This is a genomic window from Lacticaseibacillus parakribbianus, assembly GCF_025490915.1.
Lineage (GTDB): Bacteria > Bacillota > Bacilli > Lactobacillales > Lactobacillaceae > Lacticaseibacillus > Lacticaseibacillus parakribbianus.
Map to the genome: position 1 here is coordinate 208,293 of NZ_JANQBA010000002.1, position 14,060 is coordinate 222,352.

At 56.6% G+C, this 14,060-nt stretch carries 13 protein-coding genes; 12 read left to right on the forward strand and 1 reads right to left on the reverse strand.

All coding sequences use genetic code 11. The features are described from left to right. Positions 1–255 precede the first annotated feature (255 nt). From NUH19_RS02955 to NUH19_RS02985, 7 genes are all read left to right on the forward strand, one after another. Positions 256–702, forward strand: a complete 447-nt coding sequence (locus NUH19_RS02955) for a LytTR family DNA-binding domain-containing protein (protein WP_262315074.1) — start codon at positions 256–258, stop codon at positions 700–702. Beyond that, entirely contained in the window at positions 702–1,451 is a 750-nt protein-coding gene (locus NUH19_RS02960; protein WP_262315075.1) for a LiaF domain-containing protein, read from the forward strand. Before NUH19_RS02955 ends, NUH19_RS02960 begins: the two co-directional genes overlap by 1 nt. A 75-nt stretch (positions 1,452–1,526) precedes the next feature. Next, positions 1,527–3,053: an MFS transporter gene (locus NUH19_RS02965; protein WP_262315076.1), complete on the forward strand. Its 1,527-nt coding sequence runs from the start codon at positions 1,527–1,529 to the stop codon at positions 3,051–3,053. 244 nt (positions 3,054–3,297) lie between these two features. Beyond that, complete coding sequence (locus tag NUH19_RS02970) at positions 3,298–3,444, forward strand: hypothetical protein (protein WP_262315077.1); 147 nt, start codon at positions 3,298–3,300, stop codon at positions 3,442–3,444. Between the two features lie 109 nt (positions 3,445–3,553). Further along, positions 3,554–4,228, forward strand: a complete 675-nt coding sequence (locus NUH19_RS02975) for a helix-turn-helix domain-containing protein (RefSeq protein WP_262315078.1) — start codon at positions 3,554–3,556, stop codon at positions 4,226–4,228. Beyond that, the gene (locus NUH19_RS02980; RefSeq protein ID WP_262315079.1) at positions 4,225–5,118 is read left to right on the forward strand and encodes an IS3 family transposase; all 894 of its coding nucleotides are present in this window, start codon (positions 4,225–4,227) and stop codon (positions 5,116–5,118) included. The genes NUH19_RS02975 and NUH19_RS02980 overlap by 4 nt, the downstream gene beginning before the upstream one ends. A 101-nt stretch (positions 5,119–5,219) precedes the next feature. After that, positions 5,220–5,702 (forward strand): hypothetical protein, encoded by a 483-nt coding sequence (locus NUH19_RS02985; RefSeq protein ID WP_262315080.1) that lies wholly within the window; start codon positions 5,220–5,222, stop codon positions 5,700–5,702. Positions 5,703–5,814: 112 nt separating this feature from the next. Here NUH19_RS02985 and NUH19_RS02990 read toward each other — a convergent pair whose 3' ends face one another. After that, positions 5,815–6,669, reverse strand: a complete 855-nt coding sequence (locus NUH19_RS02990; protein ID WP_262315081.1) for a helix-turn-helix domain-containing protein — start codon at positions 6,667–6,669, stop codon at positions 5,815–5,817. Between the two features lie 577 nt (positions 6,670–7,246). Between NUH19_RS02990 and NUH19_RS02995 the strand changes: the two genes are divergently transcribed. The 5 genes from NUH19_RS02995 (at position 7,247) to NUH19_RS03015 (ending at position 13,794) form a co-directional block, all read left to right on the forward strand. Then, complete coding sequence (locus NUH19_RS02995) at positions 7,247–9,229, forward strand: peptide ABC transporter substrate-binding protein (protein WP_262315082.1); 1,983 nt, start codon at positions 7,247–7,249, stop codon at positions 9,227–9,229. Between the two features lie 100 nt (positions 9,230–9,329). Beyond that, positions 9,330–10,820 (forward strand): ABC transporter permease, encoded by a 1,491-nt coding sequence (locus tag NUH19_RS03000; RefSeq protein ID WP_262315083.1) that lies wholly within the window; start codon positions 9,330–9,332, stop codon positions 10,818–10,820. A 2-nt stretch (positions 10,821–10,822) separates the two neighbouring features. Further along, positions 10,823–11,755: an oligopeptide ABC transporter permease OppC gene (gene oppC, locus NUH19_RS03005; protein WP_262315084.1), complete on the forward strand. Its 933-nt coding sequence runs from the start codon at positions 10,823–10,825 to the stop codon at positions 11,753–11,755. Positions 11,756–11,789: 34 nt separating this feature from the next. After that, positions 11,790–12,860: an ABC transporter ATP-binding protein gene (locus NUH19_RS03010; protein WP_262315085.1), complete on the forward strand. Its 1,071-nt coding sequence runs from the start codon at positions 11,790–11,792 to the stop codon at positions 12,858–12,860. Continuing rightward, positions 12,832–13,794 (forward strand): ATP-binding cassette domain-containing protein, encoded by a 963-nt coding sequence (locus NUH19_RS03015; RefSeq protein WP_420844662.1) that lies wholly within the window; start codon positions 12,832–12,834, stop codon positions 13,792–13,794. The genes NUH19_RS03010 and NUH19_RS03015 overlap by 29 nt, the downstream gene beginning before the upstream one ends. Positions 13,795–14,060 lie beyond the last annotated feature (266 nt).

The window sequence follows — 14,060 nt, forward strand, 5'->3', positions numbered from 1 at the left end:
GCGCCGCGCCGCAACGCGGGGGCGGCTAGCTACGCCGCGGCCCTCGAGCCAAGTCCAGGCCCAAGCGCCACGGCTCGGCTACCTGTCCCGCTAAACCCGCGCTTTTCCGCCCTCTCACCAAACGGGCTACGCCGAGCATCGCCGGCGCGTCTAGCTTGGGCGGGGCATTGGGCCAGGTTCGGGCCCATTGTCCCGCCCCGCGCTAGCCGGTCGGCTAAACGCTCGGCTCCGCCCTCTCACGAAAGGAGGCTCGCCATGAAAATCCAATTTGTTCCGGATCCCGCCGCAACGGACGTCACCGTGGTCATCCACGGGCGACCCGACGACCCGGCCGTGGCGCGTCTCCAGGAGCTGCTGGCGCCGCAACCCGCGACCATCGCCTGCTACAAGCGCGGCACCGAGTACTACCTGCCGCTTGAACAGGTGTTGTTTATCGAAACCGAATCAAGACAGCTGCAGATTCACACCACCGACGAGATTTACACCAGCAAAAAAACGCTGCGCGAGACCCTGGACGCGCTGCCGCACAGCTTCCTGCAGGTCGCCAAGTCGACGGTGGTGAACCTGACGCAGGTCGCCGCGGTCAACCGCTCGATTTCCAACTGCGAGGTGTCGTTTCACCGCTCGCACAAGCAGGTCTTCGCCTCCCGCCGCAACGCCAAGCAACTGTTAGAACGCCTAGATGAAATGAGGAATGCGTGATGAACGTGAAAACCAGTTTGAGCCGCCTGTTTTGGGGCCTGTTCTTCCTGACCAGCGCCGGGGTCCTAGTCGCCAGCAAAATGGGCTGGCTGAGCTTTTCCATCGGTTTTTGGCCGTGGCTGTTGAGCCTGATCTTGGGCGCCGCCGCCTTGAAGGGCCTCTTCGATCTCTCCGCCCCGGTGGTCGTGTTCGCCCTGGCCTTTCTCGGCATGGTCTGGGCCAAGCCGCTGGGCATTGAGCCGCTGGTGCCATGGACGCTTCTGGGTGGCGCCACGCTGCTCAGCATCGGGCTGTCCTTGATCCTGGCGCCGCTGCACAAAAAGCACCACCCGAGCTTCACTTTCGTCTCCAAGGGCGGCCGCAAAATCGAAATCGGCGACGACCACCGCTTCACCGACAGCACCACCACCACGCACGACGACCAAGTCGACGTCAACGTTCGCATGGGCAGCGCGGTGCGGTACATCCAATCCGATCACTTCGAACACGCCAGCATCCGCGTCTCCATGGGCGACGCCAAGGTTTACTTCGACGAGGCCAAGATCACGGCCGACCAGGCGACCATCGACATTCAGGGCTCCATGGGCGACGTCAGCCTGTACGTGCCGCGCGACTGGCGCATCGAATCCCACCTCAACGCCTTCATCGGCGACCTGGAGGAAAAGGGCGTGACGCCGACCGGCACCGGCCCGACGGTTTACCTGACCGGCGACTTCAAAATCGGCGACGTCACGATCCATTACATCTAATTAAAAGTAAGGACACACCTCACTTGGGGTGGGGTGTGTTTTTTTTACCCAAAAATCGCACCTCAGGAGGCAATCATGCGCAAGTTATCTGCACAAACCATCAAGATTCTGATCATCCGCTTCGCCGGCACCTTCGGCTCAGGCATGTTGTCGTTCGCCATCGGCCTGTACATCCTGCAACGCACCGGCTCGGCGCTGGGCATGGGCATCAGCCTGATCACCGGACCCTTGGTATCGCTGTGCCTGACGCCGGTGCTTGGCTACATCGTCGACACCAAGAACCACCGCGCGATCATGGTATTGGCGCAGCTGGGGACCACCCTGGGGCTGATCGCCTTCGCCGCCGCCTTCGCCCTGTGGCCGGCCGCCTACTACCAGGAGCTGATCGCCCTGATCGTGCTGCTGCAGATCACCGACAGCTTCCTGAGCACCACCCTGACCGCCAGCCTGGTGCAGCTTTTCGCCAAAACGGAACTGCAAAGCGTCAACTCGCTGAACCAGTCGCTGCAGTCCCTGGCCAGCTTCCTGGCCCCGGTGATCGGCGCGTTGGTCTACACGCTGGTGGCCATCGGCAGCTTCGCCTTGATCGAGGTCGGCTTCGAGCTGATCGCCTTGGTCGGCATCCTGACGCTGAACTTCCACGCGGTGCCAGCCGCTGCCAGCGAAGCGGCGGCCGAGTCAATGACCGCCGCCGCAACCGGCAAAGCGCCGGCCGAACCGACCGCCGAACCAGCGGCGACCGGGGAACCGACCGCCGCCACCGCCACCGCAGCCGACGCTGAGGGCGCCACGGCCAACACGGCCGACGCAGCCGTGACGATTGAGGCGGCAACGGCCCCCGCTGCGGCCACCACCGCCGCGGCCGCAGAAGCGGCGTCTGAGGCCGCCTCCGAACCAGCCGCCACCACCGCCAAGCCCAGCCTCTGGCGCAACTTCGCCGAAGGGTTTCACTTTCTGCTCGACCGGCCGATTTTCCTGCTGTTGACGGCGACCGGCGCCGCCATCAACTTCTTCTTCGCCGCCCTCAACGTCGGGCTGCCTTACGTCCTGGTCCACACGCTGCACCTGTCCAACACCCAGTACGGCTGGACCGACTCGGCCTTTGCCGTCGGGATGTTTCTCGGTGGCCTGCTGCTGTCGCAGATCACGCTGCGCCACCACCCGATTGACGTGTCCTACGCCTTCTTGCTCGGCCTGTCGCTTCTGATGGGCGTCCTCGGGCTGCCAACTTTGACCGGCTGGGGCAACGGCGTCAACACCGGATTTTACCTCGTGCTGAACGCGCTTCAGGGCATTTTGCTGGTGTTCGTCAACACGCCGCTCAGCACCTACATGCAGCAGCTGATTCCCGCCAACATGCAGGGCCGCGTGTTCTCGCTGCAATCCGCGTTGTCGATGATGCTGATGCCGCTGGGGACGCTGCTTTACGGCGTGTTGTTCGACCACGTCGCCGCCTTTTGGCTGATGACCGGCACCGGCGTCATCCTGATTGCGCTGGTGCTGGCCGCGATGGCCGCGATGCGCAAGTTCCACCTGCTGGCCGGGCTGCCGACGTTCGCGCCGGACGCGGCCGAGGCACCGGCGGCCAGCGAGGAAGGCTGAGCCAGCAGACTCCGAACGACTATCCCTTGCCTTTGACAACGTCACCTCACCAGCTTGTCACCGTTTACGAAGCGGTGACTTTTTTGGTTTTAGGAAATGCTCCGATCCCGGCGCTATGCGATTCTGGCCCTTGTATTTTCACGTCTGCAACTCGCCGTCGATTCTCGTTGGCGGCACGGCCGGATGCGCTTACACTAATCTTGTTGAGGGCCTCGACAAAACAATCAAGGGAAAACATATTGCCATGAAACTTAAACTTATCGCCTTAGTTGCCACCATCGCCATCGGTTTCGCTGCGTCTGCGGTTGCGCCAGTCAGCGCCAGCACCCAGGAAGTTCAGCCATTCTACGATCAGCTCTGGGCTGCCTACCACAATGGCGGTGGCAACTGATTGCCAGTTACTGCGACGCCAAAAAAGAGTCGTTCAAAGTGCAATAATCCCTTTGTGGTTGTCAGATGAAATACTATAATTCATCTGGCAATCACGGAGGGATTTTTGTATGCCCAGATCAAAATATACGGTGGAAGAGAAGTTGGCCTTCTTGGCAGAATTCAGGCACTCTAATCTTGGGCCCAAGAGATTTGAGCGCGAGCACGGACTCAGTGAGCATAGCGTAGAGCGTTGGCAGGCACGATACGAACGCGATGGACTTGAGGGCCTTAGTGAAGCTAAGCAGAATAACCATTATTCGTCAGCGCTGAAATTAGCTATGGTTCTAGCCTATCAAAATGGCGAAGGAACGCTTAATGAGCTGGCTCTTCAGTATGGCCTTCGTTCAGAAGCGGACCTCTGCAGATGGATTTCCAAGTATAATGAGGACAAGACTTTGACGGCATCGCCGATCAGAAAACAGGTCCCCACTATGAGCCGGAAGACAACCTTTGAAGAGCGAATTGAAGTGGTCGAGTATGTGACCAAAGACAAGCATTCCTACGCCGAAGCTGCGGATCATTTCCAAGTTTCCTATCAGCAAGCCCGTTCCTGGGTACTCAAGGCCAAGGATGGCGGCTATGAGGCTCTCGTTGATAATCGTGGCCACCACAAGGCTCAAGCCGATCTGACGGAGAACGAAAAACTACGTTTGGAAGTACGTAGGCTCAAGGCTGAGCTGGCCGATAAAGAGCTGGTAGAAGCCTTCCTAAAAAAACTGCAGGAACTTCAGCGCAGGGGGTGAACAGAAGACATCGGCTGGCCTACATCGCAATAAGTGAAGTCAGTCAAGGCAGGCACGGCGCCACGGCGACGCTATTAAGGCTAATTGGTGTGAGCCGTCAAGCATACTACAAAGGCCTAAAATGCGTCGAGACAGCGTGGAAACAACACGACGCCAAGCTCAAGGAAAGAACGCAGTATTGGTACGACTTCCATCATCAAGGGATTGGCGCGGGTAACCTACTCGTTGCCCTTCAGCATGACCCTGAGGTGACCTTTTCGGTCACCTTCAAAATGATCAAGCGGGTGCAAAGAGAGCTCGGCATTCACTGCAAGATTAGAGTTAAAAAACGGAATCATCGCAAGGAACGCGAGCAGCACATACTCGACAACGTGCTCAACCAGAATTTTGAAGTTGATGGTCCCAACCAAGTATGGCTGTCGGACTCCACGGAATTAAAGTATGGCTTGAATGGTGAACATAGCGTGCGATTGAGCGGTGTCCTCGACCTGTTCGGACGTCGTCTACTAGCTTTTAAACTCAGCGATACCGAGACCGCAGTTGCGGAGATTCAAGTTTTTCAGCGAGCCTTCGCGGTAGCTGGGGACGTTCATCCGATGGCGCATACCGACCGTGGTTCAGCGTACACGGCGGGATCATTTAACCACTTCCTAGAGCTTCACAACGTGAAGCGTAGTATGTCCCGTCCAGGCACACCCTATGACAACGCGCCGATGGAGCGCTGGTGGAATGAATTCAAGCTGCGGTGGATGGGTCGGCACCCAATGGCTAAGACGTATCAAGAGCTCGTGAAGCTGGTGGAAAAAGGTGTTGAGTACTTCAATCGCCATAATCGTTCGGCACAAAGAAACGGCCTCACCCCAGATGAATACTGGGATAAAGCCGTTTAGAAACAGACGAAACATTATATTATTTCATCCGTCAACTTGACAGGGCCTAGTGCAAAGTGAACGACTCCTTTTCGGTACTCTTTGGGAAAGAAGGCCTTGCCATGCATGTCTCACAACACACTCACGATTGGATCTACCGTCATTTAGCCTGGGTTTACGGCATTCTTTACGCCCTAGGCTTCGGCTGGTTCTATCACACGAAATACTACCGGCTCGAGGCGTCGCTTGACGTCTATTACCGCGTCCGGCACAATACGGCGGAGTGGGGCCTCAGCCGCTTTCACGGCAACCTGTTGATGCTTCACTCACCGCTGATGATTGCGCTGCTTGTGCTGGGGGTGGTCGCAGGCATCATCATCTTCGTGAATTCGCGCTTCGATGCGCTACGTGCTTGGCCCGGCCTGATCATCGCACTTGGTGCCGCCGTGCCGCTGATGCCGCCTTACACGGAAAATCTGGTGGCGCGAATCTACTGCTCATTCGGGCTCGTCGCCTTTGGCATCTGGGGCCAGCTGATTGTCGGCCGGTCGCTGCCGAAGCGAAGCAATGTCAAGAAGCGTTGGCAGCGCGGCTTTGCACGATAGACATCTTGCGTTTACCGCTTGCGTGGCACGTTTTCAGTCAACATCGCACCTCATCCTGCTAGCACAAGCCAATGAAGCATTTCATTCAACATCTACGCGCCTGGTGTGCCGGCTAGATGTCTGGTAACGCAATACGCATTGACTCAATCCACCTGAGCTCTTCATCTGCGAACTCAGTTGCGCCAATGAGTCTCATAGCCGAGATCAACTGCGCAATCTGCTCAAGTGCATGACCTTCGCCATAGAATCTAAAATGTAGCGCTAATTCCAATAGCTTCATGCGGTGTTTTATGAACACCGTATTTTTTCTGACCGGTATGCCCCTAAGTACCCCAAGCATTAGGTCAACCAACGCCTTATCATGGTGCTGATCAGCGATATATGCGGCGTTAAACAGGGCGGCCATTAACGACTCCTCATATACGCTGTTTTGATCACGACTGTACTCAACCGCAGCCCGCCGAATCAGTGTTTGCATCGGCTTTGAAGGCAAATAGTTGATGGCCAAGACGAGAATATCATACTCGAACTGGTACCAAGGCTGTGGCCTCAACATCAGCTCTAGGAATTCCTCGACTTGGTTTGAGTCTGTGAAGCGAGAGGAGAAGTCAGTAGATTGCCACCCGACAGCCGTCAACCAAATCAAGCGGCCAATGTAATCCTGACGGTTCTGGTATTGGGTGACAATCCCATCTAAAGCTTTCGAGTCTTCTTTTCTCGCGGCTCGCTCGAAGGCAGCCCAGACTTCCGGATAAGGTGTCGTTGTATCCAAATGACCCAGAACCTCAGCAACCGTACAGCCCAATTCGTTAAGTACCTGTGAAAGATCTCCCAACGTGAGAGACGATTGCCCGTTTTCAACGCGCGACAGGGTACTAATGCTGACCGGTGCATCAATCTCCTTAAACAAAATACCTCGTCGCTGCCTAATCTTTCGAATGACATTACCCAATTCGGTCGTATTCAACAACTAATCCTCCAATCATATCCAAGTATCAAGCACAGTTCTCCGCCACACTATCACGAAAGGAGGGCTCTCACAATGCGCAAAATTCAATTTCACCTGATTATGCTTGCGCTTACGTTGTTCACAGGTGTAACTGTCATCCTAACGCCACACAACACAACCGGAAGCGGTTCTACCGGAACGAACAACGTGATCATTACGCGTGTCCAGCCTTGAAAAGTGCAGAAATAAACGCCATTGCGACCGCAACTTTCATTTTGCGTCAGATGCAATGGCGTTTTTTCCTAAGCACTTGCTAAGAAACTTAATTTTCCCCGGCCACCGTCTCGCCACGGTCGAACAATTGTCTGCGAATTGCGAACACAAATAAGAATTTGTGTGTGGATGGTCACAATTTCGTCAAACTCGGAAAAAAACTTTGCCCCAGGAATGCCCATTTGACAGCACATGAGAAAATTATTTGAAATTTCTTCGCAGATTCAGTTGACACCAAATTCTCATGGACTTATAATTTGAACAATTCTTAAATGACCCGGCAATCAATGCCACGTCAAAAAATTGTTTGGAGGTTTGCAATTTGGATACTAAAAAGAAATCTGGACTGCTCGCTGTCGGTCTTGTATGTGCAGTAGCACTGGCAGCATGTGGGGGCAAGAGCAGTAACGGTGACTCCGCGAAGAAGTCGGCCGCACCTACAACTTATAAGTACGTTTACTCAACCGACCCGGACACGTTCGACTACACAATCACCTCTCGTGCGACGAACTCCGATCAGCTGCAAAACTGGGAAGATGGCCTTCTTGAGACCAACCAGTACGGTCAGCTCGAAGGCGCCTTGGCGAAGTCCTACGACGTCTCCAAGGACGGCAAGACCTACACCTTCCACCTGCGCAAGGGTGTTAAGTGGTCCGACAGCGAAGGCAACACGGTGGCCGACGTGACCGCCCAGGACTTCGTCACCGGCCTGAAGCACGCGGTTGACGGCAAGTCCGAAACCCTGTACGTCGTTCAAGACTCCATCAAGGGTCTGGCCGACTACATCTCCGGCAAGGACAAGAACTTCGACGATGTCGGCGTCAAGGCCGTTGACAAGTACACCGTTCAATACACCTTGAACCAGGCTGAATCCTACTTCCCATCCAAGACCACGTACGGTGTTATGTACCCAGTCTACGCGAAGTTCCTGAAGCAACAGGGCAAGAACTTCGGGAAGGCTTCCGCCGACGCCATCCTGTACAACGGGGCTTACATCCTGAAGAACTTCACCGCGAAGTCCGTCATCGAGTTCAAGGCTAACCCGAACTACTGGGACAAGAAGAACGTTCACGTTCAAGACGTTAAGTTGACCTTCAACGACGGCTCCGATCCGGATGGCCTGTACAAGTCCTTCAAGAAGGGCGAATTCAGTACCGCCCGTGTCTACCCTGCTAACCCGTCTTACAAGACGGTTCAAAAGCAGGACGGCAACAACATCGTGTGGTCCGACCAAGGCGCCGCGACCTACAACATGACGTTCAACCTGAACCGCAAGTCCTACCACGACACCAGCAAGACGACCAGCGCTCAGAAGTCCGCAACCAAGGCTGCGATCCTGAACAAGAACTTCCGTCTCGCCGTGCAGTTCGCGCTTGACAAGGGCGCCTACAACGCGCAGACCAACGGTAAGGCTGCGGCCACCAAGGCCCTGCGTAACACCTGGACCCCTTACAACTTCGTCAACGTGGACGGCAAGGCTTACGGCGATGTCGTTTCCGCCGACACCAAGGCCCTGAACAAGGAAGCCTTCGGCGACATCGACTACACCGATGGTAACAACTCGACCTACAACGCCTCCAAGGCCAAGACCTACTTCGCCAAGGCGATCAAGGAACTCGGCTCCAAGGTTAGCCTGCCAATCCACTTGGATTACCCAACGCTTGAAACCTCTTCAGGTCTGGTCAACTCCGCGAAGTCCATCAAGGAATCCATCGAAGCATCCCTGGGCAAGAAGAACGTCGTCGTTGACGTTCAGATGCTGAACCTCGACAAGTACAACGCCGCAACCTACGCCGCTACCGCCGGCAAGGCTTCCGACTTCGACCTGTCCACCGCTTCCGGCTGGTCCCCTGACTACCAAGACCCATCGACCTACCTGGATGTCTACAAGCCATCCACCGGTTCTTCTCTGATCACCCTGGGCCTGGATGCCGAATCCTCAGGCAACGCAACGGCCGAGACCAAGTCCGTCGAAAAGACGGTTGGTCTGGACAAGCTTGAGAGCCAGCTCGACAAGGCTGAGGCCATCACGACAGACGTTAACGCCCGTTACGAAGCCTTCGCTAAGGCCGAAGCAACGTTCAACGACTCCGCCGTTCAGATTCCGCTGGTTTCCGATGGTGGTACCCCATCTGTCACGAAGGTTGTGCCTTACACCCGTGCTTACAGCTGGAGCGGTTCCGTTGCCCCAACCTTCAAGTTCATGAAGCTTCAAAAGAAGACCGTTACGACCAAGCAATTCAACAAGGCGAAAGCCGCATGGCAAGCAAAGCGTACGGAAATCGCAAAGGAAAACCAAAACTAAGTTCAAGGGTAGTATAATGAGAACTTAGAAGTGCGTTGAAGGGTTGGCACTTTCGGGTGACCAGCCCTTTTTCTTCTGAAAAAGAGAGAGAGGACTTTATATGAAGAAATATCTGTTTTTCCGGATCCTGCGCTCGCTTGTGAGTATCTTCTTGGTGACCACGCTTTCGTACATCATCATTTACTCACTGGTTCCCCGAAGCGATGTGCTCAAGGACGACCCGAACATCCGCAAGCTGCTTGCGACCCCCGATAAGTACATCGACTACCAGAACAATGCGTTCCAGAAGATGAACTATATCGAGTACAAGGACACCAAGTCTTTGATCGCCGCAGTGAAGAAGGACGATAAGAAGACCGCCACCACCGCCCACACCGCCGCCAACAAGGCGCTGTTCGATGCCTGGGCCAAGAAGACGGGCTACACCATCCAGCGCTTCAAGCGCAGCAAGGACTACTACGCCACGCGCGAGTTGTCGATCTTTGAGCGTCTCGGCCGCTTCTACGGTCGCCTGATCCAGATTGACACGCCTTGGGCCATTCACGACAAGTCCAACCCCGGCCTCAAGCGCTACCTGAAGATTCAAAAGGATCCGCTGGTCGGCTGGGCCTTGGTCGGCTCCGGCACCAAGTACCGCTACCAGATCTACTTCAACGACAAGTTCCCGTACATTCACCAGAACTTCCTGAAGTTCGACCTCGGGATCTCCTACCCGACCTACGCCGGCAACCAGGTCAGCCAGGTCATCGGTGGTGGTCAGGGCCAGACCGTGGCCAAGCAGTACAAGATCAACGGCCAGACCTTGAACCTGTCCAACAACGTCTACACCCGCGCCTACCAGAAGAAGAGTCAGCGCGACGAAATGACCTACGACCGCTTCAAGGATGATTACACCAGCACCACCTCGACCATGAGCGATCCGTCGATGATCGGCACCTCGTTCCGTGCCGGCATGATCGCGCTGGTCATCCAGTACCTGATTGCCATTCCAATGGCCATTTTGATGGCGCGTTACAAGGGCCGCCTGTTCGACCGCATCGGCACCGCCATCGTCACCGCCTTCATCGCGATTCCTTCTTTGGCCTTCATCTTCGCGTTCCGCTACGTCGGGGCCAACGGCTTCGGCCTGCCGGGCCTGTTCCCGACTTACGGCGCCGGTGACATCCGCTCCTGGATTCTGCCGTCCGTCATCCTCGGGTTGCTCGGGGTCTCCGGGCTGGTCATCTGGTTCCGTCGTTACATGATCGACCAGCAGCAGTCCGATTACGTCAACTTCGCCCGGGCCAAGGGCCTGAACGAAGGCGAAATCTACCGCAAGCACATTTTCAAGAACGCGTCGATCCCGATTGTCAACGGGATTCCAGGCTCGATCATCGGCTTGATCGGCGGCGCCACCATCACCGAGCAAGTCTTCGCGATGCCCGGGATGGGCAAAATGTTGCCGACCTCGATTCTCGCCCACAACAACACGGTCGTCATCGCCTTGGTCTTCATCTTCACGACCATCGGGGTGCTGTCCGTCCTGCTGGGTGACCTGTTGATGGTCGTCGTCGATCCACGCATCAAACTTACAACGTCAGGAGATGATTAGTGATGGAAAATCCAGAGATCAAAGATTCCGATTTCAAGCTGGTCAAGCTGGATGAAGAGGCAAGCGAAAAAATCGACACGCCGAAGTACTCGTACTGGCGCTCGGTTGGCCGCCAATTCTTCTCCAATAAGATCACGATCATCGTCTTGGTTGTCATGGTTGTTGTGCTTTTGATGTCCTTCATCCAGCCGATGTTTTCCGGCTACAGCCTGACCGACGTGACCGGCGTGAACGACCTGTCCCGCCGCTTCAAGTGGCCGTCCATGCAGTACTGGTTCGGGACCGACAAGGATGGTAAGTCGCTGTTTGACGCCATCTGGGCCGGGGCTCGCACCTCGATTTCCATCGGGGTCATCAGTACCTTGATCACCATGGTCATCGGCGTTTTGGTCGGCGCCATCTGGGGCGTCTCCAAGAAGGTCGACCGCGTGATGCTGGAAGTCTACAACGTCATCAGTAACGTCCCAAGCCTTCTGATTGTCATCGTGCTGTCTTACACCTTCGGCTCCGGCTTCTGGAACCTGATTTTCGCCATGACCGTCACCAGCTGGATTGGGACCGCGTACTTCATCCGTGTTCAGGTCATGATCATGCGTGACCGCGAGTACAACATCGCCTCCCGGACCCTCGGGACGCCGACGGTGCGGATGATTTTCCGCAACATCCTGCCTTACCTGACCTCGGTTGTCGTGACCAACGCGTCGACCACGCTGCCCGGCTTCATCTCCTACGAAGTGTTCCTGTCCTTCCTGGGCGTTGGGCTGAGCCAAAACGTGCCGTCTTTGGGCCGTCTGATTTCCGATTACGCGCCATACATCACCAGCTACCCTTACTTGTTCTGGCTGCCGGTTCTGGTCTTGGCTTTGATCACCATTTCGCTTTACGTGGTTGGTCAGAACCTGGCCGACGCATCCGATCCACGGACGCACCGTTAAGCTTTGCAGTCAAATAATCTAGGGAGGTAATACTATGGCAGACGACGTAATTCTCAAAGTTGACGACGTGTCCGTGAACTTCAAGGTTCGCGGCAAGGTTCTCAAAGCGATCCACCATGTTTCCATGGAGCTGCACGAAGGCGAAATCTTCGCCCTCGTTGGCGAGTCCGGCTCCGGCAAGTCCGTGTTCACCAAGACCTTCACCGGGATGCTGGAAGGCAACGGTGACATCGTCGGTGGCACCATCGACTACCGCGGCAAGCACCTGGAAACCCTCAAGAAGGACAAGGACTGGGAAGGCATCCGCGGCAAGCAGATCGCCACGATTTTCCAGGACCCGATGACCTCGCTGGACCCGATCAAGACGATCGGCTCCCAGATTTCCGAAGTCATCATCAAGCACCAAGGCAAGGGCAAAAAGGAAGCCAAGAGCATGGCCATCGACCTGATGGACAAGGTCGGTATCCCGAACGCCAAGAACCGCTACGACGAGTACCCATTCGAGTACTCCGGCGGCATGCGCCAGCGCATCGTCATCGCGGTCGCCTTGGCCTGCCACCCGGACATCCTGATCTGCGATGAGCCGACCACCGCGCTTGACGTGACCATCCAGGCCCAGATTCTGGAGCTGATCCGCGAGCTGCAGGCGGAATACAAGTTCACGACGATCTTCATCACCCACGACCTCGGCGTTGTCGCCTCGATCGCGGATCGCATCGCCGTAATGTACTCCGGGCGCATCATCGAAGTCGGCACCTGCGACGAAATTTTCTATGACCCGAAGCACCCGTACACATGGAGTCTCCTCTCTTCACTGCCGCAACTGGCAACCCGCGGCGGTCAACTCTACTCCATTCCGGGTACCCCACCGTCACTGTACAAAGACATCGTGGGCGACGCCTTCGCGCCGCGCGACCCGTGGGCGATGGCGGTCGACTTCAAGGCCGACCCGCCGATGTTCAAGGTCTCCGACACGCACTACGCCAAGACCTGGCTCCTGGATCCCCGGGCGCCTAAGGTTGAAAAGCCTGAACTGATTCAAAACCTGCACGAGAAGCTTTTGGCAAACACGACTTATGGGAAGGGTGAGCACGTTGACGACTGAAAAAGAAGTTCTCCTATCGCTCCGTGACCTGGAGATCACCTTCGGCAAGTTCGTCGCCGTCCAAGATGTCAACTTCGACATCTACAAGGGCGAAACGTTCTCGCTTGTCGGTGAATCCGGCTCCGGTAAAACTACCATCGGCCGCGCGGTTTTGGGCATCAACCCGACCAGCAACGGCACCATCACCTTCGAGGGCCAACAGATCAACGGCGGCCTGAAGGGCAAGGCCAAGCACGAACTGGAACGCAAAATCCAGATGATTTTCCAGGACCCAACCGCCTCCTTGAACGAACGCGCGACGGTCGATTACATCATCTCCGAGGGCCTGTACAACTACGGCCTGTTCGAGAACGAAGAAGACCGCATCAACAAGGTCCGCACCATGCTCGAGGAAGTCGGGCTGCTGCCGGAGCAGCTGTACCGCTACCCGCACGAATTCTCGGGCGGCCAGCGTCAGCGCATCGGCATCGCCCGGGCCTTGATCATGAAGCCCGACTTGGTGGTCGCCGACGAGCCGATCTCCGCCTTGGACGTCTCCATTCGCGCCCAGGTCCTGAACCTGCTGAAGAAGTTCCAGCGTGAATCCCAGCTGACCTACCTCTTCATCGCCCACGACCTATCCGTCGTTCGCTTCATCTCCGATCGCATCGCCGTCATTCGCTCCGGCCGCATCGTGGAGCTGGCGGAGACCGAAGAGCTGTTCCGCCACCCGATCCACCCCTACACGCAGTCGCTGCTGTCGGCCGTGCCGGTGCCGGATCCGCAGATTGCCCGGCACATCAAGCCGATCGTCTACGACCCAACCCAGCACCACTACGAAACCGACAAGCCGAAGTTCGTCGAGCTGCTCCCGGGCCACTTCGTCTACTGCAACGCACCGGAAGAAGCCGCCTACCGCAAGCAGCTGGCGGCCGAGGGCAAGACCCAGGCGTAACCCACCGAGGACAACCCACACCCAAGTGCGTGAGTTGAAATCCCGCTGCACTGGAAGCAAACGCGAAACGCGCGATGTACCAGTGCGTGAGTTGAAGTCCCGCTGTGCTGGAAGCAAACGCGAAACGCGCGATGTGACCAGTGCGTGAGTTGAAATTTCCGTCACGCCTTGGCGCGACCACCGGCCGGCGGTGGGCCCCCTCACCGCCGCCTAACCTTCAAACACCGCGTGCGACCGAGCCCCCTCGGCCACACGCCGGGCCCCGC

Excerpts from the sequence above, each read along its gene's own strand:
- NUH19_RS03015 (WP_420844662.1), top strand. The coding sequence starts at position 12,832 with ATGGGAAGGGTGAGCACGTTGACGACTGAAAAAGAAGTTCTCCTATCG.
- NUH19_RS02955 (WP_262315074.1), top strand. The coding sequence starts at position 256 with ATGAAAATCCAATTTGTTCCGGATCCCGCCGCAACGGACGTCACCGTG.
- NUH19_RS02965 (WP_262315076.1), top strand. The coding sequence starts at position 1,527 with ATGCGCAAGTTATCTGCACAAACCATCAAGATTCTGATCATCCGCTTC.
- NUH19_RS03000 (WP_262315083.1), top strand. The coding sequence starts at position 9,330 with ATGAAGAAATATCTGTTTTTCCGGATCCTGCGCTCGCTTGTGAGTATC.
- NUH19_RS02985 (WP_262315080.1), top strand. The coding sequence starts at position 5,220 with ATGCATGTCTCACAACACACTCACGATTGGATCTACCGTCATTTAGCC.
- NUH19_RS03010 (WP_262315085.1), top strand. The coding sequence starts at position 11,790 with ATGGCAGACGACGTAATTCTCAAAGTTGACGACGTGTCCGTGAACTTC.
- oppC (WP_262315084.1), top strand. The coding sequence starts at position 10,823 with ATGGAAAATCCAGAGATCAAAGATTCCGATTTCAAGCTGGTCAAGCTG.
- NUH19_RS02975 (WP_262315078.1), top strand. The coding sequence starts at position 3,554 with ATGCCCAGATCAAAATATACGGTGGAAGAGAAGTTGGCCTTCTTGGCA.
- NUH19_RS02960 (WP_262315075.1), top strand. The coding sequence starts at position 702 with ATGAACGTGAAAACCAGTTTGAGCCGCCTGTTTTGGGGCCTGTTCTTC.
- NUH19_RS02970 (WP_262315077.1), top strand. The coding sequence starts at position 3,298 with ATGAAACTTAAACTTATCGCCTTAGTTGCCACCATCGCCATCGGTTTC.